This window comes from Acinetobacter sp. YH12134 (genome assembly GCF_013418555.1).
Lineage (GTDB): Bacteria > Pseudomonadota > Gammaproteobacteria > Pseudomonadales > Moraxellaceae > Acinetobacter > Acinetobacter indicus.
Map to the genome: position 1 here is coordinate 44,056 of NZ_VPBT01000002.1, position 26,405 is coordinate 70,460.

Below are 26,405 nucleotides of genomic sequence, written 5' to 3' on the forward strand. Positions count from 1 at the left end.
AAACTCACAATACAAGTGACGCGCAGCTTTCCAATAGAAAGGCAAAAAAGGTAAGCCTTAAGCAAACAAAAGCCCGTGCGTACACGGGCTTTTATATTCAAGTACAGGATTAAGCCGGTTCAGCGGTTTGATCTTCAAATACTTCAAGTTTCAAACCGGTGGCTTTACCGTTTTCTTTCTTGACCGATACAGCTACATTGCCGCCATGTTCCGCCAGCTCACCAAACAGGATCATCTCTGCCAGTGGTTTCTTCAGGTGTTCCTGAATTAAGCGCTGCATTGGACGTGCACCCATTAAACGGTCATAGCCATGTTCAGCCATCCATTCACGTGCATCCTGATCTACTTCAAGAATGACTTTTTTCTCATCCAGCTGGGCTTGCAGTTCAGTCAGGAACTTGTCGACCACGCTTTCAATCACGCTGGTCGGCAAGGCTTTAAACTGAATCACGCTGTCCAGACGGTTACGGAATTCAGGCGAGAAGGCCTTTTTCATTGCTTCCTGGTTGTCATTGCTATTGTCCTGTTCCATAAAGCCAATGCTGACACGAGAAATACTTTCTGCACCAATATTGGTGGTCAGTACCAGCACCACATTACGGAAGTCTGACTTACGTCCGTTATTATCGGTCAATGAGCCATGATCCATAATTTGCAGCAACAGGTTAAACACATCCGGATGGGCTTTTTCAATTTCGTCGAGTAGCAGCACACAATGCGGATTTTTATGAATCGCATCGGTAAGCAAACCACCCTGATCAAAACCGACATAGCCCGGCGGCGCACCAATTAAACGGGACACCGCGTGGCGTTCCATGTACTCCGACATATCGAAGCGGACCAGGTCGACACCCAGCAATTTGGCCAGCTGCTTGGTGACTTCAGTTTTACCCACCCCGGTCGGGCCGGCAAATACAAAGCTACCAACAGGCTTATCTGGCGATTTCAAACCGGCGCGTGATAGTTTGATGGCAGATGCTAACGCTTCAATCGCTTCATCCTGACCGAACACCACACGTTTCAGATCACGTTCCAGATGCTCAAGCACGGTCTTGTCATCTTTAGACACCGTTTTCGGTGGAATACGGGCAATTTTCGCCACAATATCCTCGATATTTTCCACGGTAATCAGGCGATCTTCCTGTTCATCTTTCAGACGGCGCTGTGCACCGGCTTCATCAATCACGTCAATGGCCTTATCTGGCAAGAAACGGTCATTGATGTATTTAGATGACAACTCAACCGCAGAAACCAGTGCTTTATCGTCATATTGCACATGGTGGAAATCTTCAAATTTCGATTTCAAGCCACGTAAAATATCAATGGTTTCAGGAATTGATGGCTCATTGACATCAATTTTCTGGAAACGACGCGACAAGGCATGATCTTTCTCAAAGACCTGACGATATTCCTGGAACGTGGTCGAACCGATACAACGCAAAGTGCCATTGGCTAGCGCCGGTTTAATCAGGTTCGAGGCATCCATGGTGCTGCCCATGCTGGAACCGGCACCAATAATCATGTGGATTTCATCAATAAATAAAATCGCTTCCGGCTTTTTCTTTAACGCATTTAACAGCTGTTTCAGGCGTTTTTCAAAATCACCGCGGTATTTGGTTCCGGCCACCAAGGCACCAATATCCAGACTGTAAATTTCTGAATTGAGCAGTGGTTTTGGCGCTTTACCATTCACGATTAACCAGGCCAGACCTTCGGCAATTGAGGTTTTACCAACCCCCGGATCACCGACCAGCAACGGGTTGTTTTTACGACGGCGACATAAGATTTGCGCAGCGCGTTCAATTTCTTTTTCACGGCCAATCAGTGGGTCAGTTTTGCCCTTCACCGCTTCATTGTTAAGGTTGGTGGTATACAGCTCCAGCGGACCGCTATTGGCCGAAGTAGAGCTTTCCCCATCGAGATCTTCAATTTCTTCTTCGGCTTGCGATTCTTCTTTGCGCGTACCGTGAGAAAGATACTGGGTTAAGGTTAAACGGTTAATTTGATGGCGTTTTAATAGATATACGGCAAAAGAATCCCGTTCCGAATACATCGCAACCAGAATATCTGCGCCTTCGACTGTGCGATCACCACCACTGGATTGCACATGGAAAATTGCTCGTTGCAAAATACGGTCAAAGCTTTCCGTTGGATGCGGCGCCTGATCGCTGTTTTCACCGAGTTTAGGGGTATGCTGTTCTACATATTCTTCAAGTTCTTTGCGCAGCACAATAATATCTGCCCCGCATGCTTTTAGCGCATTTACTGCAGAATCATTGTCGAGCAAAGCCAATAATAAATGTTCTACCGTCAGAAACTCATGTCTCTTTTGACGAGCCATGCTAACAGCCAAACGTAATGATACTTCTAATTGACGACTGAGCATGTAACCCCCTTAGTTTTTAGGCTCAATCTGACAAAGTAATGGATGACCTTGAGATCGAGCGTAATTATTGACTTGGTTTGCTTTGGTCTCTGCGATGTCTCGCGGATAAACCCCTGCAATACCTTTTCCTTCGTAATGTACAGTTAGCATTACTTGAGTCGCTTGGTCAAGATTCATTGCAAAGTATTGTTGTAAAATTTCAATTACAAAGTCCATTGGGGTATAGTCATCGTTCAATAAAACGACAGCGTATAACGGTGGACGCTTTAATTCAGGCGGCGCCGTCTGTACAGCAATGTCTCCGTCCTCATGCTCATTCGGCTCATCCGTACTTAAACGCGGATTAAAATGCCAGTCCACCATGCCGGACTGCTGAAAAGACTGTTTGATTTCGTTTAAACAAATTGGTCGTTTGTTACTTCGCATAAGAGATTTATTTCACAGTTATTGCGCAGTGGCTTCTGCTTGCGGTATTTCAGAGATAAAGGCAGAAGGCGCTTCCGTGGCTTTTCCACGTGCCCAGCTGAATCGTTTGGTCACAGGGGTACTACCAGTTAAACGCACTTCAATAAATTGCGGACTAAAGCCTTTTGGCATGGTCCAGCGGCCGGTCAGGCGCTCATAATTATCAAAATTGAAATTATTGTCTTCCATGGGCACCACCAGCACCTCGGTGCCCTGAATCAGACGCAGTTCAACATTGCCTGAAGCACGGCGCTTATTCGGGCTGATCTGCACCAGATCGAGCTGATATTCATAGGCATTATCGGGTAAAGGTTTAATCCCAATATTCTGGATGGTCAAACTTAAACCACCCCGATCACGCAGCACTTCACGGTATAAATTGCCCATGCCATCGGCCTGGATTTTATCATTACGTGCCTGATTCAGGGCCGCATACAGGTCATTGGCATTGCTGACCGCTACATCACGCTCCTGAACCGCTGCATTCAGGGTTTTATTCAGGCTTTCCAGACGAACTTTCTGCTCCTGTACGACTTCAACCAGCTGCTCTGCATCGGCATCATAACCGACCACAGTCAAACCCTGACGATGCCCCACCGAATAGCCCAAAAAGCCGCTGCCTAACATTAATACAGCTGCACCGAGTACGAGAGGTAAACTGCTTTGCATAAAAGGTTTTTTCGGTGGCGTCGGTTGTGACGTGGTATTGGTATCCGTATTCTGCATCGTCATCTCTTGTTTTGATTGCATTCAAACCACACATTTAAATCGAAATCTAAATGTGTGTGAAGTCGAAAAGCGTTTCTTATGGTAATAGACCAATCACCTCGAGGCCAGCCTGCTCTGCAAAGCCAAACATCAGGTTCATGTTTTGTACCGCCTGACCGGCTGCCCCTTTCACCAGATTGTCCTGTGCCACCAGCACCACCAGTTTCTTCGGTTGCGGCTTGTACAGCGCAATACGTAACTGGTTCGCGCCGCGTACTGAACGCGTTTCAGGTGAGCTGCCTGCTGGCATTACATCTACAAACTGCTCTTGCGCATAAAACTGTTCATATAGCGCCTGTACATCTGTCGCATCCCCTGCATCGGTCAGGTCAATATACATGGTGCTGAGCATGCCACGAATCATCGGCACTAAATGCGGTACAAACACAATGTGGTTAAACACATCTTTTTGACCAGAAATATTTTCCAATGCTTCCACAATTTCCGGATGATGACGGTGACCTGCCACGCCATAAGCCTTGAAGTTATCGGCATTTTCAGAGTAAATCATGCCCAGGCTGGCTTTACGGCCGGCACCAGATACGCCTGATTTGGCATCAATAATAATGCTTTTAGGTTTAATCAAGGTTTCAGCAGATTTTAATAATGGCGCCAAACCTAATTGCACGGTAGTTGGATAACAGCCCGGGTTGCCAATCACCTGTGCTGTTTTAATCTGCTCACGGTTCAGTTCAGATAAACCATAGACTGAATCTTTAAGAATGTCCGGACACGCATGTTCCATGCCGTACCATTTTTCGAATTGGGCCAAATCCTGTAAACGGAAATCTGCCGCCAGATCAATGACTTTGGTATTGGCCGCAACCAGATCGGCCGCGTGTTTCATGGCAACACCGTGCGGCGTAGCAAAGAACACCACATCACACTGTTTTAAATCTTCAATATTTAAATCTGAATAGCATAAATCGGTATGACCACGCAGACTTGGGAACATATCATCGACACGGCGACCAGCTTCAGTACGTGAGGTTAATACAGTGACCTGTACCTCTGGATGTCGTAGTAAAAGACGTAAAAGTTCAACGCCTGTATAACCTGTACCGCCGACAATACCTACTGAAATCACGTTCATACCTCAATCAAGTGTGCTATGTTCAATAAAGCAGTAGTATGACAGGAAGTTTGTGCTTTCTAAACCTTTTTACTCGGTATTGATGGTTTTTTGTCTTATGTATCTATTGGATCGATCAGAGTACTGATTTTTCAAGAAAATGAACGAGGAATGGGTGAGTTCAACAAGGATGATCCGGCACCCTCACCCCAACCACCAATACGGCAACTGAAAGCGTTTTAAAAATTGTCGATGCGCCTGAAACTCAGGATCATGCCGCGCCACCTCTGCCCAGAAGCGTGGGCTATGATCAAAATGGCGGGTATGCGCCAACTCATGCACACAGACATAACGACAAATCGCTTCTGGCATTAATACCAGCGCACTATTCAGCATAATATCGTGGCGGGCCGAGCAACTACCCCAACGGGTTTTCGGCTGGCGGATATTACAGCCGTTAAAGTTCAGCCCGGTATCCAGACTTAACTGTTCTAAATACAGCGGCAAATGCTGCTTGGCATAGGCAATAATAAAAGTTTTTAAATAAGCTTCAGAATGACGATCACTAATCCACAGCTGTAAAGCAGATTCATCCCAGATAAAATTCTGTTTCTGGCTCTGATAACTAATCTGAATAGGCGTATTGAGATTAAACAGTTGTAATTCAGCAGGCAGGCTCTGATCAACCCGCTGCAACTGGGCCTGTTGCGCTTGCCAGGTTTTTAACAGCCAGCTTTCGGCATCGGCAATAAATTTCTGGATTTGACGATTGCTACAAAAAACAGGCGCCGTGACTTTAATCTGCTGACCATCGACACGTAAACGCAGTCGCGTCGCACGAACATTACGGGTGATTTGAATTTCAGGAAGGTCGGATAATGTCATTATTGTTCTTTTTAGAGAGTCCTCCCCGACCCTCCTTTAATAAAGGAGGGAGAAAAGCCCCTCTTTTTTAAAGAGGGGTTTGGGGAGATTAACTCTTAAAGGTGTTAAGTTTAAATTGCTGTACGCTCTTCAATACCGTTATTGGTTGCAACAATGGCAATATCAGCTTTGTTTAAAGCAAAAATACCGTTACACACCACACCCGGAATGTCATTGATGGTTTTTTCCAGTTCCAGTGCGTTCAGGATGTTCAGGTTATAAACATCTAAAATCACATTGCCGTTATCGGTTACCACACCTTCACGGTACGCCGGATCACCCCCAAGTGCGACCAGCTTGCGTGCCACGGCAGAACGTGCCATTGGAATTACTTCAACCGGTAGCGGGAATTCACGGCCCAACTGTTCAACCCATTTTGAATCATCGACGATACAAACAAATTTTTTCGCAATCGACGCGACAATTTTTTCACGGGTTAACGCCGCACCGCCACCTTTAATCATGTGCATATGACGGTCAATTTCATCTGCACCATCGACATAGGCATCTAAACCGCCCACGCTGTTCATATCCACGACCTCAATGCCCAGCTTTTTCAGGCGCTCTGCCGTTGCTTCAGAACTGGCTACAGCCGCTTCCAATTGCAATTCAGGCAATAAATCGATGAGGAAATTGACGGTACTGCCTGTGCCTACACCCAGAATCCCGCCTTTAGGCAAATGTTTTAAGGCTGCTTTTGCCGCAGCTTGTTTCTTCTCATCTTGGGTTGCATACAGACTCATGACTTCGCTCAACTATTTTTTGACATTTGATGCTGATTTTACAGCCCAAATGTACAGGGGTTTGTTACAATAAACCCCTATTTTAAACTGTTAGATGGAAGATTAACATGCTGTCTCGTTTGGTTCGACAAATTTTACAAGCAACAGTCTACGATGTTGCAATCGAAACCCCACTCGAAGCAGCGCCACGAATTAGTGAACGACTGAATAACAACATCCGCTTCAAGCGGGAAGATTTACAACCGGTCTTTTCTTTCAAACTACGCGGTGCCTATAACCGTATTAGCCAACTACCTAAAGCGCAGTTAGAACGTGGCGTGATCACAGCTTCAGCCGGCAACCATGCTCAAGGCGTGGCTCTTTCAGGAAAAAAACTGGGGATTCGTGCCATTATCGTGATGCCTAAAACCACGCCAGATATTAAAGTACAGGCGGTAAAACGTTTAGGTGGCGAAGTAGTACTACACGGCGATTCGTTTGATGTGGCCAACAAATATGCCATTCAGCGTGCCCAGGATGATGGCATGACCTTCATTCCACCTTATGATGATGAACTGGTCATGGCCGGCCAAGGCACCATCGCCAATGAAATTTTACGTCAATGGCGCGATGTCGATTATGTCTTTGTTGCCGTAGGTGGCGGTGGCCTGATTGCCGGTGTAGCAGCGTACTTGGGTGATGTCGCTCCGCATGTCAAAGTCATTCCAGTGGAATATGATGAATCAGCCTGTCTGAAAGCAGCCTTAGAAGCTGGTGAACGTATTGTTCTGCCTTCGGTCGGTCTGTTTGCCGATGGGACCGCCGTGGCACAGATTGGTGAAAAACCCTTTGATGTAATTCGTCTGCAAAAATCAGATAACTCTGGCCCGATTGTTGAACCGGATGTGGTGCTGGTAAATACCGATGAAATCTGCGCTGCAATTAAAGATACTTTTGATGAAAACCGCAGCATTGTAGAACCATCAGGTGCTATGGCGCTGGCTGGCATCAAAAAATATGTCGAGCAGCATGAGCTGATTGGTAAAAATATCGTGTCGATTGTTTGCGGCGCGAACATGAACTTTGACCGCCTGCGTTACATCGCCGAGCGTACTGAACTGGGCGAACGTAAAGAAGCGATTTTTGCGGTGACTATTCCAGAGCAGAAAGGTTCATTCCTGAACTTCTGCCGCGCCCTGCAAGGCCGTAATATTACCGAGTTTAACTATCGTGCCAGTGATGCATCGGCCGCACAGGTCTTTGTCGGCATTAGCTTAAAAGGTGGTGAAAAAGAACGTCATGACATCTTTGAAGCCCTAAAAGTGCAATATGATGTTGATGATCTGTCCGATGATGAAGTGGCCAAACTGCATATCCGCTATTTAATTGGCGGTCATGCCGATATTGAAAATGAACGTCTGTTCCGGGTGGAATTTCCGGAGCGTCCAGGCGCCCTGCTGACTTTCCTGGAGCGTTTAGGTCCAACCCATAACATCACCCTGTTCCATTACCGTAACCACGGCGCCGCCGAAGGGCGTGTGCTGGTTGGTCTGGAGGCCAGCGATGCCAAACAGAACCCTGACGGGCTGATTGAAACCCTGGAAAGTATCAGCTATCCATATGCGGAAATTAGTAATAACCTGGGTTATCAGCGCTTCCTGAAATAAAATCCAGTTTAAAAAACCGCCATTTTCTGGCGGTTTTTTATTGGTTTACACAAACACCCCAAGAAAAATGATGTAAATATCCACCTGATCTTTAAAATAAATTTATATTCACGCTAACCATAAAAATGTAATTAGGAACACACTATGGCGCAATTTGCAGTCATTGGCTTAGGCAGTTTTGGTGCCACCGTTGCCACGCAACTGGTCAGCCTGAAACATGATGTGATTGGCATCGATATTAATAAAAAGTATGTGGAAAATATTGCCGAGGAAATTACCCACGCCGTGATTGCCGATGCCACCGACGAACACGTGCTACAGGAGCTGAATATCCAGAACTGTGATGCGGTGGTGGTGGCCATTGGTGAAGATATTGAAGCCAGTATTTTATGTGTGCTGCATCTGAAAAATATGGGGCTGGAAAAAATTTATGTCAAAGCCAAGTCCAAAGCCCACCACATGATTCTGACCCATCTGCAGGTCAGCAAAATTATTCATCCGGAAGAAGATATGGGTGTCCGCATTGCCCAGTCACTGAGTTATCCGATGGTCAGCCGCTATATGGCGCTGGAAGATGACCACTTTATTGTCAAAGTGGAAGTCACTGAAGCCTTAAACGGTACGCGCTATCATGAGTTTATCGGTCATGCGCCAGAAGTGAAAACCCTGCTGCATAAACGCGGCAGCGAGATTCAGTTCAGCCTCGATCCGCAGTTAATTATGCAGCAAGGCGATATTCTGGTGCTTGAAGGCCAGGTTGAACAGCTGAAACGCTTATCCAAGCATTTTAAATAGCCATGAACCACATGACGAAGAATAAGACTGCCTATAAAAATACGGCGAAGCCCAGCACAGCAACCACGGTCAATTTAAGCCCGCCGAGTCTGCTCGCACTGGGATTTTTAAGCTTTATTGTGATTGGGACCTTGCTACTTAAACTGCCCTTTGCCCATGAGGGGGACCTGAGCTGGTTACAGGCTTTATTTACCGCCACCTCTGCGGTGACCATTACCGGTTTGTCGGTGGTCAATGTCGGCGAGGCCTATACCGTATTTGGCCAGATTGTGATTATGCTGTTGCTGCAATGTGGCGGGCTGGGCTTTATGACTTTCGCGATTCTGGCTGCCATGAGCCTGTCACCAAAAATTGGCTTAAAACAGCAGATGATGGCCCAGGAAACCATCGGTCAGACCAGTCTGGCGACGGTAGGCTTTACCATCAAAGGCGTATTACTCTATTCGCTGTTTTTTGAAGGCATCGGCACCTTTATTCTGACCCTGGCCTGGTTGCAAGATTACGATTTTCTGGAAGCCTTTTTCTATGCCGCCTTTTATAGTGTCTCGGCTTTTAATAATGGCGGATTTTCATTATTTCCCAACAGTTTAATGAGCTTTGCCGACCAGTACCTGATTACCTTTACCATCAGCATGCTTTACATTATTGGCGGTGTGGGCTTTGTGGTGCTAATGGATATTAAAAAAACCCGGCGCTGGCATAAACTCAGCGCCAACAGCAAGCTGATCCTCTCCACCATTCTGGGTTTAAACCTGTTTGCCTTTATCACCATCTGGTTACTCGAAGCCAGTAACCCTGCGACGCTGGCCGCCATGAGCCTGACCGATCAGGCCTGGAATGCCTGGTTCCATGCTACCGTACCCCGTTCTTCCGGCTTTAACAGTCTGGATATTGCCAGCATGAGTGATGCTTCCAATTTACTGACCATGTTCCTAATGTTTATTGGCGGAGGCTCTTTAAGTACCGCCGGTGGCATTAAAGTCGGCACCTTTATTATTGTGGTATTAAGCGTGATCAGCTTTTTACGACGCGCCGATGAAGTGCGGGTGTTTAATTATTCAGTGCCAGAAAAAACCACCTTTAAAGCTTTAGCTGTGGTGTCAATTACTGCATTTTTAGTCTTTGCCGGGGTTTTCAGCCTGTTGCTGCTGGAACCTGAACATGAGTTTATGGATCTGCTGTTTGAGGCGGTTTCTGCGGCCTGTACCGTGGGTTTGTCTCGCGGGATTACCGGAGAATTACAACCCTTAAGTCTGGTGGCCTTAATGCTGCTGATGTTTGCCGGCCGTTTAGGCCCACTGACCTTAGCCTATTTAATTGCCACGCCTAAACGCAGCCGCCTGCAACATCCCACCACCGATATTCAGATTGGTTGATGCGCGAGTTCCGTTATCAACTGAAATTAAAAAAGCCACTGTCTACAGTGGCTTTTTGCGGGTGCATGAATTTAGAACCAGTTCATTAACGATACACCTAGGCCGACATAGGTCGCGCGGTGGTTATAATCAATCAGGCTTTCTCCATAGCCATCAAACAGCTGGAAATGCCCTCTTAATTTGCCGCTAATCGGGAATACCCAGTCAAACTGGGCAGCGCCATGCGCATCATCTCCACCTTTTAGGCTATGCCGTAACATCAGCGAGAAATCATGATCTTTCCAGCGGTAGAATGCCAGCATATCGCCACGGCCAATATAGTTTTTAATATCCGGGTTGTTGTCATCACTGCGGTCTTCTTCAATGCGATACCATGGACGCAACATCAGCGCAAAATTGTTCTTTTCAAAGCCCAGATTCAAAATGACCCGGTTCCAGCTCCGTGACAGCGGATCGGAACGGCCATTGGACTGATGGTTCAAGGTCAGGCCTAACAAGCGCCCATTCAAGCCCAGAATCTCATAATTGGTTCTGAACATTAAACTGGCTTCAGGTTCATAATTGGTTTCACGAAATGGGCGTGATTCTTCACCATTATAAACCTGCCAGCGTGAGGACTGGGTATAACCGAGCCAGAGATCGCCATTATCGCCCAGCAGGTTTTCAACCGCTTTGGTTTTTAGTGACAACTGGAATTTGGCCTCGGTTGATGTCAGGTTCTGCTGCTGCGCTTCAGTAACGGTATTGTTTTCATTCGGACTGGATGGACGTTCGTTTTTATCGGAGGTCCAGAAGCCCGGCATCAGATACACCGGTTGATAAGCCCGGATATTCCAGGTGCCCAGCTTGCTTTCGGGTGCCAGTTCCCAGCGTTTATCCAGCAATGACACGTTCGGATCAATATGTGAACCTTCCAGTGAAAACAGGTTGTTCACCCCGGCCACAATTTTTTCTTTAACGGTTTCTGGTGGAGGGGCCAATTGCTGCGCTGCCTGACGCTCGGAAACCAGATCTGCCTTTTCCGCTTCCGGCAGCTTGAATAAAGCATCATAACAGGCTAAACGCTCGGCATTGGACTCCAGCGCCACACAGGCTTCCGGTGTCGGCGGAATGGTGACCACCGTTGCTTCCAGCGCCTGTACATGTGTCACAAACAAAGCGCTGAGTGCAGTAACACTCAGCGACCAGCTTGTGCGCTCAACAGGATTGAACGCCATAGAACTTCCTCTATTGTTTTTTTTAATTGACTTGTTTGATCTGGAAACCTAGCTCCTGCAGCGCTTCACGTTTCGCCACCGGTGCCACCACCGATTTCACCGGGGTTTGCTGACGCAAATAGACATCGGCCACACGTTTCAGATCATCTAAAGTAACCGCCAGTAAACGCTCACGCAGTTTGGTTCTAAAGGCCGGGGTGCGCGCATGCAGTAAGGCATAACATGCGGTAATTGCTTCACCGGCTGGAGAGCCTGGTTTATCCATGCTGGCAATCAAACCTAGAATGGCTTCTTCCAGCTGATGCGGTAACTGCTCGGTATTCAGCAACCAGTCCACACTGGCGTCAAAATCCTTAAAGGTTTCAGCCAGACGCGGGTCACGGTAGCTATAGAAACGGAACGAGCAGGCATTGCCATCATAGCTGGCACCGCCACCATAGGCACCGCCTTTTTCACGGATGGCACTGTGCAGGAAGCCATTGCGCAAATACGCCGCCAAGACCATCAATGGTGCTGCATCTGGATGCGATACTTCCACCGCAGGATACGCTGCCGCACAGAACTGTACATTGGCCTGAATCAGCCAGGCTTCATCTGCATTGTTATTTTCAACAGGCACTTGAGTTAAAGCTGCCTCGTGCGGTTCAATTGCCAGCTTGTCCCACACGGTCTGGATTTCTTCAATCAAACGGTCTGATTGTGGCTCTTCACAGACCAGCAGGAACTGTTTTGGCGCTTGCAGCAACATACTGTGAATCAGCTTAAGCTCATCCATCAGCGCATCAAAAGCAGCATCATCCTGTTCAATTTTGCTGACCAGCTCGCTTAACCAGTTCAATGCACCCAGACCAGTATTGTGATAGTCACGCAGCGCTAAAGCACTGTGGTTACGTGAAGCGGCCTGCATGGCATAGCTATGTCCTGCACCCGATACCCGGGACTGCCAGCGCGTTTTACGTTGCTGTAATAGCTCGATAATCCGGTCTTTTTCATCAAAACGCAGTTGCTCAAAGGCAATTTTTAGCAGGCGGATGGCATCAAAATTATTCACCAGTGATTTGGTGGTTAAGGTCAGCCAGGCACTAATCCGGTTTTTGTCATCGACCTTAGAGCGTAAGGATGCCCCCATACCCAGACCGCCACTCACTGCAGTTTGCAGCTGTTGCAGTTCCAGATAATCATATTCACCGGCACCGACTTCACCCATTAAAATCGACAGCAGATTAAAATAAGGCGATTTCACGATCTCATCGGGAATACGCACCAAGACCTGCTGGTAATAAATACCGTTGGTACCGGCATGATACAGGTTTAATGGTGTATCAATGCGGTTGCAGATAATCTCACGTAGCTGCCCCTGTACAATTTGCAATTCTGCCGGCACATCTTCGAGGCCGACTTTTGGCAGCAGGTTTAAATCATCCGGGGTATCCTGACGCACTTTTAGCGCTTCGGTCTGGGCGATAATTTCTGCTTTTTGTGCTTCGGTCAGCTGCGCACCAATTTCAGCCAGACGGGCTTTTTCAGCTTCGGCATCTTTGGCTGATTTGCTGGCATCTGGGACCAAGGTCATTTGGACGCGATGCGGATTATCAATCAAGTGCTGCTGAATCAACTGAGACAGCCACATTGGATCTTTCAGTTCTTCTTTAACCTGTTCAATGGCACTGTCAACATCCCAGACATGCACCGGATCACTATGGTGAATCGCGCTGCTCAAGCCGTTTAGAATCAGGCTTAAACCGTATGGCATACCATCGCCGTTAATTTCACGCTGATGCAGCTCGATCTGGTGTAAAATGGCATTGACAGTATCGCTGTCGACCGGTTTAGACGCCACTTCTTGCAGTACCTTGAAGACGCCCTCTTTAAAGGTTGCTGCATGCTCAGGATTAGAACCTTGAATGGCACAGAAGAAAGTCATTTCAAAGTTGGAATCATCCACGCCCATAAATGGCCCGGTTGATTGCGCATAACCACAGGTTTCTAAATAATGACGCAGTGGTGAAGCCGAGTTTTCCAGTAACACACCTTCGACCAGACGCATGCCCAAACGCAGTTTAATATCACTGGCTTCTGGCAATAACCAGCTTAGAACATGGTAAGTTTTGTCTTTTAAATCTTCAGCATCGACCGCATAGCTTTCAGTTACGGTCACTGGCGCAGCCAAACGGCGCTCAGGTTTTGAATACAGGGTTTCGCCCTGTTCAAACTTGGCTAAAGCCAAGCTCTGGAACTGTTCTTGCAAGTCATACGCTGACTGATTACCAAAAGTCATAAATACCGCATTACTTGGGTGATAATGGGATTTATAGAAATCCACTAACTCTTGGTAAGTTAAGTCTGGAATATCTTTCGGGTCACCACCGGAATTGTAATGGTAGGTGGTTTCCGGGAACAAATGATGTGCCAACTGGTGATACAGCTGATCTGAAGGCGAACTCATCGCGCCTTTCATTTCATTAAAGACCACGCCTTTATATACAGGCTCACCATTTTCCAGCTCGATACGAATCCCTTCCTGGGCAAAATCCAGTGGATTCAGGTTGGCTGCAAAGGCTGCATCCAGATACACCTCCAGCAGGTTCTGGAAATCTTTCTGGTTTTGGGTGGCAAATGGATACGCTGTCCAGTCAGCTGCAGTAAAGGCGTTCATAAAGGTGTTTAATGAACGGCGAATCATCAGGAAAAACGGGTCACGTACCGGGAATTTTTCAGAGCCACACAGTGCAGTATGTTCCAGAATATGCGCTTCGCCCTTGGAATCCATAGGCTGGGTACGAAATGCCACCAGAAATACATTTTCATCATGATTGGTGGCCAAATGATAATGTACCGCACCGGTAACCCGATGCTTATATTCAGACACTAAAATGTCTAAGGCTTCAACATGGTGTTGACGTACCAACTGAAACGCAGGATGAACGGTTTGAGAAATGGTTTCAGTGACATCTACAGTCATGCGATCTCCTAATCATCAAAATAAAAAAACTAAAGCCATTATAGCTTTAGTTCTTGATATAATTCACGCTTAAATCCCGACTAAAATTATAGAAATTTGCAACCCAGGCAATTTTCAAACCCCAGTCCGAAGCTCATGCTGCCGTTTAAACCAAATATTTAAAATAATTATAATTGGGATGGTTTTCGACATAGACATAATTCTGCTTCTGGTAAAAATGCGCCGCAGATTTGGTTTCGGTATCCAAACATAGGGCCGAAAAATGAGGACGTGCCTTTTTCTCTAAGTATTGCAATAACAGCTTGCCCACGCCATGTTTACGATATTCAGGCAATACATAGAAACGGCGCACCCGGCCAATTCCCTGTTCCACTTCCTGATCATTCCACTGCTGGTTCAGGCCGCCACAGGCAATCAGCTTGTCCTGATCATAAGCAAAAAGTAAAAATTCCCCAGGCTGATCGAAACGATTCTTGGCACTCTGATACTCATCAATTAAACGCTGTACAAAAGCAAAACCCTCTTTCGATGCCTGTTTTTCAAGCTCGACAATTTGCTCTGGTAATCCTTGCGCTTCTTTTATCTCGATATTCATTTCACTATCCTGATCTGCTTTACTAACTTTCCTCAATGAATAAAACCGTCTAAAAAATGAATTTTATTCACAAATCTACAGCAATCCTGAGCATTGGTGTAAACTTAGCATTTATTTTTTGATGTGATTGAACGACATGGCAACTGTTGACCTCTTTGCAATTGGTAATGCACTCATTGACCAGGAATTTCAAGTCTCTGATGACTTCCTTACTCAACAAAATTTGCAAAAAGGCACCATGCAGCTGACCGATGGCGAAACCCAAGCAAATTTATACAACAACTTACAGCAAACGCAAAGCTATAAAGGTCAAGCTTCAGGCGGTTCGGCTGCAAATACAACAGTTGCCTTTAGCGCATTGGGCGGTTCTGCCTTTTATGCCTGCCGCGTAGGTAATGATGACTTGGGTGAAATTTACCTGAATGGCCTGAATGATGCGGGCATTCGCACCACCGCAAAATCGGTCAGTGAAGGCGTAACCGGAACCTGTATGGTATTAGTCAGCCCGGATTCTGAGCGCACCATGCATACCTATTTGGGTATTACTGCAGAACTCACCGATGCACAAATTGACTTTGAACCCTTAAAAACCGCGAAATGGCTGTATATCGAAGGTTATTTATCGACTTCGGACAGCGCACGTCAGGCGGTAAAACAGGCGCGCGAAATTGCCAAAGCTCACCAGACCCAAATTGCCTTAACCTTATCTGACCCGGCAATGGTGCAATATGCGCGTCAAGGTTTAGATGAATTACTCGATGATGGCGTGGACCTGCTGTTCTGTAACCAACAGGAAGCCATGATGTATACCGGCACCGACACGGTAGAAGCCGCTTTGGAACAGCTGAAGCAAAAAAGCAAATACGTTGTCATTACAATGAGTGCGCAAGGCGCAATGATTTTTGATGGTCAACATACCTTTAGCGTTGCAGGCCGTCAGGTGCATGCCATTGATGCCAATGGTGCGGGTGATGCCTTTGCCGGTGCATTCCTGTATGCCTTGAATGCCAACCTTGGCTTTAAAGCCGCTGCCGAGCTGGCCATTTTAATTTCCAGTGAAGTAGTATCACAATTTGGCCCACGTCTAGAGGTTGAACAGTACGCAACCCTTCTTCAGAGCTATAACAAGGAATGTGCCTAATGCATAAAATCTGCATGACCGAAGATATCCCTGAACGCGAAGCACGCTCGTTCGAGCTTCCAGATGGCGATACCATTTTTATTACCCAGCGCGATGGCATGTTCTATGCCTATCAGAACCTGTGCCCGCATTTACAGGTCGAGCTTGAATTTCTGGAAAACCAGTTTTTAGACCGGGATCAGGAATTTATTGAATGTTCGACCCACGGTGCGCTGTTTGTGGTTGAAACCGGGGAATGTATTTCTGGCCCATGCCAAGGTCAAGCACTTGAAAAAGTAGAGATTACCGTGCATTCTGATGGCGGAATTTACTTAACAGAATAATTTTAAGCCCCATCTGCAGGTTACGCCATGCTTGAGTTTGTATTAGACATCGACTTAATTCCTTTTCATTTAAGTCTGATTGCGCTTGTCTTGCTCAGCCTGGCGGAAATTGTGGGGCATTATTTTAATCTCAAGCCCAGCGCGATATTCAAGCAGCTCTTTCCGCAGCGGCTGCTAGACTCTCCCTTACTCAATGTCAAATTCTCCAAACTGCTAATTTTCGTGTTTCTGCTCCTGAATTTTAGTGTTGCAGGCTATTTCCTGCAGTTTGCGCTCTATTCGCAGCAGCAAAGTTTTGTTCCATCGTACTATCTGATTTTACCGGCGCTTATCATTGCCCTGTTTTTTACCGTGTTTATGATTCACTGTCTGGATCAGGTGATTAAACCGCAAAAAACCATTCAGCATGTCAATTTACTGGGCCGCCTGGCCACCATTTCCAGTGGCAACGCCCGTCCCGGTTTTTCGGCTCAGGCCCGGGTTCGGGATGAATACGGCCAGCTGCATTACGTGCAGGTCGAGCCGGAATTTGGTGAACTGGAATTTCAGGCACAAGTGATTTTAATCCGGCAAAAAAAATCCTATTACATTGCCAAGAAAATTTCCGCCTCGAACAATCTGTTCTATGGCGAAACTAGCAGCTGATTTAAGCTCGCTCATCTTTCAGCCACGAGTCAGATACACATCCTTACTTTGTCCAAGATAAAGCTACAACGCCATGTATCTCGCAGCTTTCCCTTCTTCCTTGCCGTGTACGTTCGTTCTTTCCGTTTAAGCTGCTCGATTCACTTTCTCTTGGCCTCAAGATCAGCTGTTCTGCACATTATGACCATCGCTGTGGTTGTTCGTTGTGATTGTTCACTCTGCCCTCCAGGTTGAAGACTAAAAAAGAAATTTTCCGTGTCGCTGCTTATTGCACTTTTATCGCACTTCATTGTGCATATTTGCTACAAATTGCTTCATTTTGGTGCTTGATTGTTTTCCGCGCAAATGCCTACACCTCAAGCCTTACAGCCATTTTTTAACACCCAACTATTGAATAAAAGTTAAAAATTAAAAGCTGGAATTTTTAATAAAATCGTCAAAATTTTCAAATATAACTATTTTAGTCAGAATTAAATTTTAATTCGCACTATTTTAGTCAGAATAATCATTATTATAAATACAAGCGTTTTAGTCAGGTTTTTAACTGGAATTTTTTTGATTAAAAATTAAAAAAACTTTTTTATAAATTATTGTATTTTAATACATAAACAATATATTTTTATTTTAACTGTGCAGACTATTTATTTTTTGTATTATTTTGTTTAATAATATAAGACACAGTTTAAAAAACAGGCTTGTTTCTATGAGCTTAGTCCCGAAAGATTTGAACCGTCGCGTAACCCGAGAAATAGCAGCCATTTTAATAATTAAGGTTGTTATTTTAATGGCGATTAAAAATATCTGGTTCGATGCCCCTACCATTCCTGAAAATTTTGACTCTCAAGTTGCTGAGCGTATTGCCAGCAATCCTTCCCAAATCAAGGAGACACGTTGATGATTTCTGAAAGCGTGGTCGATCTCTCGCGGTTCCAGTTCGCAATGACCGCGATGTATCATTTTATTTTTGTTCCACTGACACTTGGTCTTGCTTTTATTCTGGCCATTATGGAAACCACCTATGTGATTTCCGGCAAAGAAATTTATAAGGACATGACCAAATTCTGGGGAAAACTGTTCGGTATTAACTTTGCTTTAGGGGTAACTACCGGACTGACCATGGAGTTCCAGTTCGGTACAAACTGGGCGTATTACTCGCACTACGTGGGTGATATTTTTGGTGCTCCGCTGGCCATTGAAGGCTTGATGGCTTTCTTCCTTGAATCGACCTTTATTGGTCTGTTCTTCTTCGGCTGGGATCGTCTGTCCAAGGTACAGCACTTATGTGTAACTTGGCTGGTGGCTTTGGGCTCAAACATGTCGGCACTGTGGATTCTGGTGGCTAACGGCTGGATGCAAAACCCGGTCGGCTCTGCGTTTAACTATGAAACCATGCGTATGGAAATGATTGATTTCGGTGCGCTAATTTTCAACCCGGTGGCACAGGTTAAATTCGTCCATACCGTTTCTGCCGGTTATGTTACAGGTGCAATTTTCGTTCTGGCGATTTCGAGCTACTACCTGCTGAAAAAACGTGACTTGCCATTTGCGCGTCGTTCATTCGCGATTGCGGCTATCTTCGGTCTGGCATCTACCCTGTCTGTAATTTTACTGGGTGATGAATCTGGTTATGAACTGGGCGATGTCCAAAAAACCAAACTGGCTGCGATTGAAGCGGAATGGGAAACTCATCCGGCACCGGCTGCATTTACCCTGTTTGGTATTCCAAATCAGGAAACCCAGACCACCGATTATGCGATTAAAATTCCGTATGTGATGGGTCTGATTGCCACACGTTCAACCACTGAAGAAGTGACCGGGATCAAAGACCTGATTGCCCAGCATGAAGTGCGTATCCGTAACGGTATGGTGGCTTATCAGCAACTTGAACAACTCCGTGCAGGTAACACCTCACCAGAACTCAAAGCGGCCTTTGATGAATCTCAAAAAAACCTGGGTTATGGCCTGTTACTGAAAAAATATACACCTAACGTGGTAGATGCGACTGATGAGCAAATCAAACTTGCTGCAGCAGACACTATTCCACACGTTCCAAGCTTGTTCTGGGCCTTCCGTGCCATGGTGGCTTCTGGCTTCTTAATGCTACTCCTGTTCGTTCTGGCAACACTGGCTGTAGCAAAACGTAATGCAGAAAACAAACCTTGGTTATTAAAATTCGCCCTGATTGCCCTACCACTACCATGGATTGCTGCGCAAACTGGCTGGTATGTGGCTGAAGTAGGTCGTCAACCTTGGACTATTGGTGAAGTTCTACCAACGTATCTCTCTGCATCTAGCTTAAGTACTGGCGATGTATGGGGTTCAATCATTGCATTAGCATCGTTCTATACCGTACTGCTGATCATTGAAATGTACCTGATGATTAAATTCTCTCGTCTTGGTCCAAGCTCGTTACATACCGGCAAATACCATTTCGAAAAATTGGAAGCTGCCAAAAAAGCATCTGAGGAGACTCAAGCATGATCGAATATGAATTACTCAAAATCATCTGGTGGGTACTGGTGGGCGTACTGCTCATCGGTTTCGCCCTCACCGATGGTTTCGATATGGGCTCGATGGCGATCATGCCATTCGTTGGAAAAAATGATGAAGAACGTCGTGCGGCAATCAATACGATTGCCCCACACTGGGACGGTAACCAGGTCTGGTTCATTACTGCTGGTGGTGCACTATTTGCTGCATGGCCAATGGTGTATGCAACTGCCTTCTCGGGCATGTACTGGGCGCTGCTTTTAGTCCTGTTTGCGCTATTCCTGCGTCCGGTCGGCTTTGACTACCGCTCCAAGCTGGAAAACACTAAATGGCGTACTGCCTGGGACTGGGGTCTATGTATCGGTGGTGCAGTACCTGCGCTGGTATTTGGCGTAGCGTTCGGTAACATGTTCTTAGGTGTACCTTTTGAACTGGATGAGACTGTACGATCCAACTACACCGGCAGCTTCTTTGCCCTGCTTAACCCGTTTGCTTTGGTCTGCGGTATCATGAGTCTGGCCATGCTGTGTGCGCATGGTGGTGCATGGTTAATGTTACGTACCGATGGTGCTTTACGCGAGCGTTCTGCCAAAGCCACCAAAATCAGCGGTATCGTGTTCCTGGTCTGCTTCCTGCTGGCAGGTGCATGGTTATACTTCGGTGGCATCCAAGGTTATACCCTGGTTACACCATATGACACCGGTAGCGCTGCAAACCCGTTAGCCAAAGAAGTGATGACTAATGCCAACCCGGGCTGGATGAACAACTACTCGGCTTACCCGATCACCATGATTGCGCCAATTATGGGTATTCTAGGCGGTATCATTGTGATTCTGGCAGCCTCTAAAGGTAAAGCAGGTTTAAGCTTCACTGGTTCTGCACTGGCAGTAACAGGTGCGATTCTGACTGCAGGTTTTGCACTGTTCCCATTCCTGATGCCATCGAGCATAGATCCTGTATCTAGCTTAACCATGTGGGATGCGGTATCTAGTCAAAATACTTTAACGGTAATGACTGTTGCAGCCTGTATTTTTGTGCCAATCATTTTGCTGTACACCACCTGGTGTTACTACAAGATGTGGGGCGTGATTACCAACAAACACATCAAAGAGAATTCGCATAGCCTGTACTAAGGCTATGCTCTAAAGGAGTAAAGATTATGTGGTATTTTGCTTGGATTCTCGGTATTTTGATGGCCTGTTTTGCAGGTGTACTGAGTGCGCTCTATATCGAGCATCATCAAGACCTGGATGAGGAATAAGTCATGACAGAGGTTGTAATGGAAACTCCAGTAATCGAAAAAAAACCGAATAAACTTGCGATGGTCATTTCTTGCTTATTGGCCTTTCCATTGGCAGCCGTGTTATTACTTCATCCAGCTGCCATGTTGGATGCCGATGGCAATTACAGCCACAGTGCCATGATGTACATCATGATTGGCATTTCCGGCGGATTTATCCATGGTGTTGGTTTTGTCCCACGTTTCTGGCTGTGGAAATGGCTGTTTAGTCCATTTGTGGCCTGGCCATTAATGATCTGGGGCTATTACACCTGGTTCTTTTCTTGATGAAACAAGCTCCCTTCGGGGAGCTTTTTAATTTCTGGGAGATCCATTCTGATACAAAATGGGATCAGCACAATTTCATCACAAGATGATTTCCCACATCCTTTAAAAAAGATCAGCCCGATCTCTTTTAAAAATTAAAATCTATTTTTATCCAACCCCGCTTTTTATTTATATCTGAATTGATGTCTATATGGATGCTTAATTTAAGGTGGTGATAAAGCAACCAATATTTAGATTCAAGCTCAATCAACTTCTGTATTTATCTCATTGATCGCGGTATTTCTTAGGCGATTTCAAACGGATACAACCTATCGCCATAAAAAAAGCCGGACATTCAGTCCGGCTTCTTTAATCTGGGATAATTAAGGCTCAATCGGTGCAAATGGCGCCACCACATCGGCATTTTGTGCACGGTGACGTAAGAAATGATCCATCAGCACAATCGCCAGCATCGCTTCCGCAATTGGTGCAGCACGCACACCCACACATGGATCGTGACGGCCTTTGGTCAGTACATCGGTATCTTCACGATCAATAGTAATAGTTTTACCCGGTGTGGTAATAGATGCGGTTGGTTTAAGCGCAATCGCTACACGAATGGTTTGACCACTGGAAATACCGCCCAAAATACCGCCAGCATGATTGGCCAGGAAACCTTGAGTGGTCAGTTCATCACGGGTTTCATGACCGAACTGTTCCGCTACGGCAAAACCATCGCCAATTTCTACGCCTTTAACCGCGTTAATCGACATCATGGCATGAGCAATATCGGCATCTAAACGGTCAAATACCGGCTCACCCCAGCCCACAGGCACTTTTTCGGCCAGAATTTCCAGTTTGGCGCCACAGCTGGTGCCTTGTTCACGCAGTGAAGTCACCAGCGCTTCAAAACGTGGCACAGCATCGGCATCGCCACAGAAAAACGGGTTATTCGGCACTTCATTCCAGTCCAGCTTTTCCGCTTTTTCGGTGCCAATCTGGGTCACATGACCACGAATCAGAATCCCGAATTTTTCTGCCAGATATTTTTTGGCAATCGCACCGGCAGCCACACGCATCGCGGTTTCACGGGCACTGGAACGACCACCGCCACGATAATCACGGAAACCGTATTTCTGAGTATAGGTGTAGTCGGCATGACCCGGACGGAAAGTCTGGGCAATGTTGCCATAATCCTTGGATTTCTGGTCGGTATTGCGAATCAACAGGCCAATTGGGGTACCGGTGGTTTTACCTTCAAATACCCCAGAAATAATTTCAACCTGATCCGGCTCTTTACGTTGGGTTGCAAATTTGGAAGTTCCCGGCTTACGGCGGTCCAAATCGTGCTGTAAATCGGCTTCAGTCAGTTCCAGGCCCGGCGGCACACCATCGACAATGGCCATCAGGCCTACACCATGCGATTCACCACAAGTCGTGACACGGAAAAGTTGTCCAATACTATTACCTGCCATGTGCAACGACTCCTTTATGAATTAACAGATTGAATGAATAAATCGCGGTATTGATGGCACTGTGCTGCGGTTAGGGCAAAAATGCCTGAACCACCTTTCTGGAATTGTAACCAGTGGAAATCGACGGTATTAAAGTTCTGTTTCATGGCCCATTCAGAGTTACCCACTTCAATCACAATCAGGCCATCTTCGGTTAAATAGTCTGCCGCTTGGGCCAGCATTTTACGCACTAAGTCCAGACCATCCTGACCGGCAGCCAACGCCAGCTCTGGCTCATGACGGAATTCATCTGGCAGGTCTGCCATGTCTTCGGCATCGACATACGGTGGATTCGATACAATCAGATCATACTGATTTTCTGCCGGAATTTTAGAGAACAAATCGGACTCAAGCAGCGCCACCTGATACTGCATGTTGTGATGTTCGGTGTTAATGGCCGCAACTTCTAAAGCATCTTTAGAAATATCGGTCGCATCCACTTCCGCATCTGGGAAGGCATAAGCCAATGCAATTGCGATACAGCCTGAACCGGTACACATATCCAGAATACGGCGTGGCATTTGCGGATTTGGATTGGCCGGCAAGTTATTATTGGCTTCTCCCATCTGGCCATTTTCATCCAGACAATATGGCGCAAAACGGTTTTCGATAAGTTCAGCAATTGGCGAACGTGGAATCAGTACACGCTCATCGACATAAAACGGCTTGCCATAGAAATAGGCCAGATTGAGCAGATAAGAGGTTGGCGTGCGTTCATTAATACGACGCTCCAGCAGACTTAAAAATTCCTGCTTTTCGCTCGGCAGTAATTTGGCATCCAGAATTTCTGCATCGGCATTCCAGTCCAGCGACAGGGTTTGTAATACCAACGCGGAACTTTCAGCAAAATAATCTTCTGTACCTTGACCTAGATGTGCATCATATTGACGTAATGCTGTTACACCAAAACGGATAAAATCACGAATGGTGACTAATGTTTCAGCGGCTTCCTGCAAATGTTCAGGGCTAATAGTCGGTCGATCCACCTAAGGTCTCTCCAGAGTCAATTTTTTAAAACGCCTTATGATACCTTGTTTTGTGCGCTTTTATAATGTCTCTGTGCGTAAAATCCGGATTTCAATCTGATAAATTGATCTCAACTTTCACGGCCTTAGCCAGATTTGGAATAAAGCCCTGAAATGGTAAGTACAGGATTAACGGGCAATAAATTTGCTCTGATAATAATTGGCCTGATCAATCACCTGTGCCAGCGTACAACGCGATTGCTGCAATTTGGCAACATCACCGTTCATGCCCCGATAGCATTGCTGCTTTAAACGCTGCTCCCACAGCGCATGTTGCTGGGCAATATTGGCCTGATATGCCCCACTGGCCCGATAGTAAGACTTATAGCTTTTCTTTAAGCGTTTTTGCTGCTGTTTCAGTTCTTTATTGACACATTTTTGCAAGACGGATGTTTGCCCATAAGCATGATTGCTACATTGAATATACTGTTTTGAATAACTTTCCTGCGCATAGGCCGAACCCGCCAGCAGCGCCCAGGCCATTCCCCCGATGAATGCTAAACGCATCATATTCCCCTTGCTGCCAAACACAGCGATCATCTTTGTTTTAATTTATGTAAAGCATATTACTGAACTTCAAGCAAAAAACCTATAGCGATGAACAGGATAGAATTTCCAGATCTTCACAATTTCCTGCCATTTTGCGATTGAATCTGCAAAAATAGACCTTATATTGACTATGAGACTCCCGTGAACCTGTTGATATGAGTTACAAACACAATAACCTGCTGGCCATGCGTCAAAACTACTGGAATGACAACGATTCACCGCGTGTCTTGCAGGAAAAACAGTTTTTACAGCAAATGCTGGTGGAACACGGCATTTTTCAGGATGCGACTTTGGATGATGCCAAATATCTGTTTTTTAACCTGCCCAGCATTATTATTGTCAAAGGCTATGCGCATGGTTTTCTGCATGAATCGGTACAAAGCCTGATTTTAAAATACATTGATGAAAACAAGCAGATGCTGCAACAAAAAAGTACCCTCAAGATTAAATTCCGGATGTGAGTGAGCGAAATTGCATCTTTATAGATTTTGCTTAGGCTATTTCATAGAGAATGCAAAACTTAACTCGACATTCAGCAACTTGAACTTTTTTAATACGTTAAGACCCGTTAATATTCGTTAAACTATGACCTTTCTGCGAATTGCTGATTGAAGGATTAAATTTACATGTCAGATCAGAACGATAAGCTTAAACAATTGAAAACTTCCTCTATGGATCGACGCTTATCGATCGCGAAGGCATCGTTGCTGGCCGGGACACGTTGGGCCGCCTCCAGCGCCGGTTCAATCTTTTCCAGTGAAGAAGAAAAAGAAAAGAAACGCAAAAAAGCCATGAAAGAACAGGCCGATTATCTGGTCGCAGAAATTGGCAAACTGAAAGGCTCTATCGTTAAAATTGGCCAGATGATGGCGCTTTACGGCGAACATTTCCTGCCTGAAGAAATCACCCAAGCCCTGAATACCCTGAATAACCAGACTGTTGCCCTGGCCTGGCCTGCGATTAAAACCCAGTTACAGGACCAGTTAGGTTCCAAACTTAATGATCTCACCATTGACCATGAGCCTTTAGGTACCGCCTCTTTAGCTCAGGTACACCGCGCCACCCGTAAATCTGATGGTATGGAACTGGTATTAAAAATCCAGTATCCGGGTGTGGCCGATGCCATTGATTCGGATATGAGTCTGTTTAAAAACATGCTGAAACTGACCCGCATGGTGCCGCAAACCCGCGAATTTGATCAGTGGTTTGATGAAGTCCGCGAAATGATGCACCGCGAGGTCAATTATCGGATTGAGGCAGCCACCACACGCCGTTTTGCCGAGCGTTTAAAGCAGGACCCGCGCTATATCGTTCCAACCATTATTGAAGATTACTGTACCGATCAGGTGCTGTGCATGACCTTTGAACGTGGCGTACCAATCAACAGTCCGGTGATGCTGTCTTTACCACAAGAACGTCGTAACCTGCTTGGTGAAGCCTCTTTAGAAGTGGCTGTGCGGGAAATTTTTGAATGGGGCGAAATGCAGACCGACCCAAACTTCGGTAACTATCTAGTACGTCTGGGCAATGGCGCAGATGTACAGGATAAAATTGTGCTGCTGGATTTCGGTGCCATTCGCCAGTTTGATCACAACCTGCTCTCGGTCGCACGTAACCTGATTCAGGCCGGCTATCAGCATGACGCGGAGATGATGGTGAAAGCCATGACCGGTTATGAGTTTTTTGACTCCATTCCGCAAAGCATTAAGCCGGATATGGCCAAAGTCTTTTTACTGGCCACCGAAGCCTTTAGCAGTCCTGAAAACAACCCGGATTTACCAGCCGGTGTGATGGATGATCAGCATCGTTATGACTGGAAAAAAAGCCAGCTGCATAGCCGGGTGATGCAACAGGCCTCTAAATCCATGGCTTCACGTTATTTCAGTGTTCCGCCGAAAGAGTTTATGTTTATTAGCCGTAAATTTATTGGGGCTTATACCTTTATGACCGTGATTGATGCCAAAACCAATGTGCGCGACATGATCAAAAAATTCCAGTAAAGCCACACCCGACCCGAATGCAGCTAATGTCATTCGGGTCAATCCTCTCCCTTCCCCGCTCTTTCCAAAAATTAAAAATATAAACAGAAGCAACTATTTAGATTCCTGTTTCATCTTGCAACAACCGTTTATCTTTGACAATTGAGTATGTCAGTTCTGACATGGTTTTTTAAACAGCCGCGTGTCAGCATAAAAATAATCACCCGCATGATGGAACAACAAC

Annotated in this window: 25 protein-coding genes; 13 read left to right on the plus strand and 12 right to left on the minus strand. The window is 46.0% G+C overall.

Going from position 1 to position 26,405, the window contains the following annotated elements; translation table 11 throughout:
* Positions 1 to 109 precede the first annotated feature (109 nt).
* The 6 genes from clpA to rpiA all read right to left on the minus strand — a co-directional run bounded on the left by clpA (position 110) and on the right by rpiA (position 6,358).
* The gene (gene clpA, locus FTU69_RS01705) at positions 110 to 2,386 is read right to left on the minus strand and encodes an ATP-dependent Clp protease ATP-binding subunit ClpA (protein WP_180087976.1); all 2,277 of its coding nucleotides are present in this window, start codon (positions 2,384 to 2,386) and stop codon (positions 110 to 112) included.
* Between the two features lie 9 nt (positions 2,387 to 2,395).
* Positions 2,396 to 2,812: an ATP-dependent Clp protease adapter ClpS gene (clpS, locus tag FTU69_RS01710; protein ID WP_035363010.1), complete on the minus strand. Its 417-nt coding sequence runs from the start codon at positions 2,810 to 2,812 to the stop codon at positions 2,396 to 2,398.
* A gap of 18 nt (positions 2,813 to 2,830) precedes the next feature.
* Positions 2,831 to 3,577, minus strand: a complete 747-nt coding sequence (locus tag FTU69_RS01715; RefSeq protein WP_180087975.1) for a DUF6776 family protein — start codon at positions 3,575 to 3,577, stop codon at positions 2,831 to 2,833.
* Positions 3,578 to 3,656: 79 nt separating this feature from the next.
* Positions 3,657 to 4,712 carry an N-acetyl-gamma-glutamyl-phosphate reductase gene (gene argC / locus FTU69_RS01720; protein ID WP_171260938.1) on the minus strand — a complete coding sequence of 352 codons (1,056 nt, stop codon included), beginning with the start codon at positions 4,710 to 4,712 and terminating at the stop codon, positions 3,657 to 3,659.
* A gap of 183 nt (positions 4,713 to 4,895) precedes the next feature.
* Positions 4,896 to 5,576: a M48 family metallopeptidase gene (locus FTU69_RS01725; RefSeq protein ID WP_180087974.1), complete on the minus strand. Its 681-nt coding sequence runs from the start codon at positions 5,574 to 5,576 to the stop codon at positions 4,896 to 4,898.
* A 110-nt stretch (positions 5,577 to 5,686) separates the two neighbouring features.
* A complete protein-coding gene (rpiA, locus tag FTU69_RS01730) occupies positions 5,687 to 6,358 on the minus strand; it encodes a ribose-5-phosphate isomerase RpiA (protein ID WP_005177689.1) in 672 nt (223 codons plus the stop codon).
* 107 nt (positions 6,359 to 6,465) lie between these two features.
* Here rpiA and ilvA point away from each other — a divergent pair, with 107 nt between their 5' ends.
* The 3 genes from ilvA (at position 6,466) to FTU69_RS01745 (ending at position 10,175) form a co-directional block, all read left to right on the plus strand.
* Positions 6,466 to 8,004 carry a threonine ammonia-lyase, biosynthetic gene (gene ilvA / locus FTU69_RS01735; protein ID WP_005177685.1) on the plus strand — a complete coding sequence of 513 codons (1,539 nt, stop codon included), beginning with the start codon at positions 6,466 to 6,468 and terminating at the stop codon, positions 8,002 to 8,004.
* Positions 8,005 to 8,148: 144 nt separating this feature from the next.
* Positions 8,149 to 8,799 carry a TrkA family potassium uptake protein gene (locus FTU69_RS01740; protein WP_005177682.1) on the plus strand — a complete coding sequence of 217 codons (651 nt, stop codon included), beginning with the start codon at positions 8,149 to 8,151 and terminating at the stop codon, positions 8,797 to 8,799.
* An 11-nt stretch (positions 8,800 to 8,810) separates the two neighbouring features.
* Positions 8,811 to 10,175, plus strand: a complete 1,365-nt coding sequence (locus tag FTU69_RS01745; RefSeq protein WP_160243229.1) for a TrkH family potassium uptake protein — start codon at positions 8,811 to 8,813, stop codon at positions 10,173 to 10,175.
* Between the two features lie 71 nt (positions 10,176 to 10,246).
* On the opposite strand, the gene FTU69_RS01750 is transcribed toward FTU69_RS01745, so the two are convergent.
* The 3 genes from FTU69_RS01750 to FTU69_RS01760 form a co-directional block, all read right to left on the minus strand.
* Positions 10,247 to 11,392 (minus strand): phospholipase A, encoded by a 1,146-nt coding sequence (locus FTU69_RS01750; protein ID WP_005177679.1) that lies wholly within the window; start codon positions 11,390 to 11,392, stop codon positions 10,247 to 10,249.
* A 22-nt stretch (positions 11,393 to 11,414) separates the two neighbouring features.
* A complete protein-coding gene (locus FTU69_RS01755; RefSeq protein WP_075167736.1) occupies positions 11,415 to 14,354 on the minus strand; it encodes an insulinase family protein in 2,940 nt (979 codons plus the stop codon).
* Positions 14,355 to 14,499: 145 nt separating this feature from the next.
* Entirely contained in the window at positions 14,500 to 14,949 is a 450-nt protein-coding gene (locus FTU69_RS01760; RefSeq protein ID WP_005177673.1) for a GNAT family N-acetyltransferase, read from the minus strand.
* A gap of 136 nt (positions 14,950 to 15,085) precedes the next feature.
* Here FTU69_RS01760 and FTU69_RS01765 point away from each other — a divergent pair, with 136 nt between their 5' ends.
* From FTU69_RS01765 to FTU69_RS01800, 8 genes are all read left to right on the plus strand, one after another.
* Positions 15,086 to 16,090, plus strand: a complete 1,005-nt coding sequence (locus FTU69_RS01765; protein ID WP_180087973.1) for an adenosine kinase — start codon at positions 15,086 to 15,088, stop codon at positions 16,088 to 16,090.
* Between the two features lie 14 nt (positions 16,091 to 16,104).
* Positions 16,105 to 16,413, plus strand: coding sequence for a Rieske (2Fe-2S) protein (locus tag FTU69_RS01770; protein WP_171065079.1), 309 nt, complete (start codon positions 16,105 to 16,107; stop codon positions 16,411 to 16,413).
* Positions 16,414 to 16,440: 27 nt separating this feature from the next.
* On the plus strand, positions 16,441 to 17,058 hold the full coding sequence (locus FTU69_RS01775) for an OB-fold-containig protein (RefSeq protein ID WP_016658183.1): 618 nt from the start codon (positions 16,441 to 16,443) through the stop codon (positions 17,056 to 17,058).
* 703 nt (positions 17,059 to 17,761) lie between these two features.
* A complete protein-coding gene (gene cydP, locus FTU69_RS01780; RefSeq protein WP_005177663.1) occupies positions 17,762 to 17,953 on the plus strand; it encodes a cytochrome oxidase putative small subunit CydP in 192 nt (63 codons plus the stop codon).
* The gene (locus FTU69_RS01785) at positions 17,953 to 19,539 is read left to right on the plus strand and encodes a cytochrome ubiquinol oxidase subunit I (RefSeq protein WP_180103390.1); all 1,587 of its coding nucleotides are present in this window, start codon (positions 17,953 to 17,955) and stop codon (positions 19,537 to 19,539) included. Before cydP ends, FTU69_RS01785 begins: the two co-directional genes overlap by 1 nt.
* Entirely contained in the window at positions 19,536 to 20,681 is a 1,146-nt protein-coding gene (gene cydB / locus FTU69_RS01790) for a cytochrome d ubiquinol oxidase subunit II (protein ID WP_180087971.1), read from the plus strand. The genes FTU69_RS01785 and cydB overlap by 4 nt, the downstream gene beginning before the upstream one ends.
* A 26-nt stretch (positions 20,682 to 20,707) precedes the next feature.
* Positions 20,708 to 20,809, plus strand: coding sequence for a cytochrome bd-I oxidase subunit CydX (gene cydX / locus FTU69_RS01795; protein WP_002120988.1), 102 nt, complete (start codon positions 20,708 to 20,710; stop codon positions 20,807 to 20,809).
* A gap of 3 nt (positions 20,810 to 20,812) precedes the next feature.
* Positions 20,813 to 21,115, plus strand: a complete 303-nt coding sequence (locus FTU69_RS01800) for a cyd operon YbgE family protein (protein WP_005177656.1) — start codon at positions 20,813 to 20,815, stop codon at positions 21,113 to 21,115.
* A 362-nt stretch (positions 21,116 to 21,477) separates the two neighbouring features.
* Here FTU69_RS01800 and aroC read toward each other — a convergent pair whose 3' ends face one another.
* The 3 genes from aroC to FTU69_RS01815 form a co-directional block, all read right to left on the minus strand.
* Positions 21,478 to 22,569, minus strand: coding sequence for a chorismate synthase (aroC, locus tag FTU69_RS01805; protein WP_016658184.1), 1,092 nt, complete (start codon positions 22,567 to 22,569; stop codon positions 21,478 to 21,480).
* A gap of 14 nt (positions 22,570 to 22,583) precedes the next feature.
* Positions 22,584 to 23,594, minus strand: a complete 1,011-nt coding sequence (gene prmB / locus FTU69_RS01810) for a 50S ribosomal protein L3 N(5)-glutamine methyltransferase (protein ID WP_180103391.1) — start codon at positions 23,592 to 23,594, stop codon at positions 22,584 to 22,586.
* A 168-nt stretch (positions 23,595 to 23,762) separates the two neighbouring features.
* Positions 23,763 to 24,140 (minus strand): lysozyme inhibitor LprI family protein, encoded by a 378-nt coding sequence (locus FTU69_RS01815; RefSeq protein ID WP_227554581.1) that lies wholly within the window; start codon positions 24,138 to 24,140, stop codon positions 23,763 to 23,765.
* A 197-nt stretch (positions 24,141 to 24,337) separates the two neighbouring features.
* Between FTU69_RS01815 and FTU69_RS01820 the strand changes: the two genes are divergently transcribed.
* Entirely contained in the window at positions 24,338 to 24,643 is a 306-nt protein-coding gene (locus tag FTU69_RS01820; RefSeq protein ID WP_075167733.1) for a hypothetical protein, read from the plus strand.
* A 165-nt stretch (positions 24,644 to 24,808) separates the two neighbouring features.
* Complete coding sequence (locus tag FTU69_RS01825) at positions 24,809 to 26,182, plus strand: AarF/ABC1/UbiB kinase family protein (protein ID WP_180103392.1); 1,374 nt, start codon at positions 24,809 to 24,811, stop codon at positions 26,180 to 26,182.
* The last annotated feature ends 223 nt before the right edge of the window (positions 26,183 to 26,405 follow it).

Coding starts and splice junctions, on each gene's coding strand:
- clpA (WP_180087976.1), bottom strand. CDS start 2,386: ATGCTCAGTCGTCAATTAGAAGTATCATTACGTTTGGCTGTTAGCATG.
- clpS (WP_035363010.1), bottom strand. CDS start 2,812: ATGCGAAGTAACAAACGACCAATTTGTTTAAACGAAATCAAACAGTCT.
- FTU69_RS01715 (WP_180087975.1), bottom strand. CDS start 3,577: ATGCAGAATACGGATACCAATACCACGTCACAACCGACGCCACCGAAA.
- argC (WP_171260938.1), bottom strand. CDS start 4,712: ATGAACGTGATTTCAGTAGGTATTGTCGGCGGTACAGGTTATACAGGC.
- FTU69_RS01725 (WP_180087974.1), bottom strand. CDS start 5,576: ATGACATTATCCGACCTTCCTGAAATTCAAATCACCCGTAATGTTCGT.
- rpiA (WP_005177689.1), bottom strand. CDS start 6,358: ATGAGTCTGTATGCAACCCAAGATGAGAAGAAACAAGCTGCGGCAAAA.
- ilvA (WP_005177685.1), top strand. CDS start 6,466: ATGCTGTCTCGTTTGGTTCGACAAATTTTACAAGCAACAGTCTACGAT.
- FTU69_RS01740 (WP_005177682.1), top strand. CDS start 8,149: ATGGCGCAATTTGCAGTCATTGGCTTAGGCAGTTTTGGTGCCACCGTT.
- FTU69_RS01745 (WP_160243229.1), top strand. CDS start 8,811: ATGACGAAGAATAAGACTGCCTATAAAAATACGGCGAAGCCCAGCACA.
- FTU69_RS01750 (WP_005177679.1), bottom strand. CDS start 11,392: ATGGCGTTCAATCCTGTTGAGCGCACAAGCTGGTCGCTGAGTGTTACT.
- FTU69_RS01755 (WP_075167736.1), bottom strand. CDS start 14,354: ATGACTGTAGATGTCACTGAAACCATTTCTCAAACCGTTCATCCTGCG.
- FTU69_RS01760 (WP_005177673.1), bottom strand. CDS start 14,949: ATGAATATCGAGATAAAAGAAGCGCAAGGATTACCAGAGCAAATTGTC.
- FTU69_RS01765 (WP_180087973.1), top strand. CDS start 15,086: ATGGCAACTGTTGACCTCTTTGCAATTGGTAATGCACTCATTGACCAG.
- FTU69_RS01770 (WP_171065079.1), top strand. CDS start 16,105: ATGACCGAAGATATCCCTGAACGCGAAGCACGCTCGTTCGAGCTTCCA.
- FTU69_RS01775 (WP_016658183.1), top strand. CDS start 16,441: ATGCTTGAGTTTGTATTAGACATCGACTTAATTCCTTTTCATTTAAGT.
- cydP (WP_005177663.1), top strand. CDS start 17,762: ATGAGCTTAGTCCCGAAAGATTTGAACCGTCGCGTAACCCGAGAAATA.
- FTU69_RS01785 (WP_180103390.1), top strand. CDS start 17,953: ATGATTTCTGAAAGCGTGGTCGATCTCTCGCGGTTCCAGTTCGCAATG.
- cydB (WP_180087971.1), top strand. CDS start 19,536: ATGATCGAATATGAATTACTCAAAATCATCTGGTGGGTACTGGTGGGC.
- cydX (WP_002120988.1), top strand. CDS start 20,708: ATGTGGTATTTTGCTTGGATTCTCGGTATTTTGATGGCCTGTTTTGCA.
- FTU69_RS01800 (WP_005177656.1), top strand. CDS start 20,813: ATGACAGAGGTTGTAATGGAAACTCCAGTAATCGAAAAAAAACCGAAT.
- aroC (WP_016658184.1), bottom strand. CDS start 22,569: ATGGCAGGTAATAGTATTGGACAACTTTTCCGTGTCACGACTTGTGGT.
- FTU69_RS01815 (WP_227554581.1), bottom strand. CDS start 24,140: ATGCGTTTAGCATTCATCGGGGGAATGGCCTGGGCGCTGCTGGCGGGT.
- FTU69_RS01820 (WP_075167733.1), top strand. CDS start 24,338: ATGAGTTACAAACACAATAACCTGCTGGCCATGCGTCAAAACTACTGG.
- FTU69_RS01825 (WP_180103392.1), top strand. CDS start 24,809: ATGTCAGATCAGAACGATAAGCTTAAACAATTGAAAACTTCCTCTATG.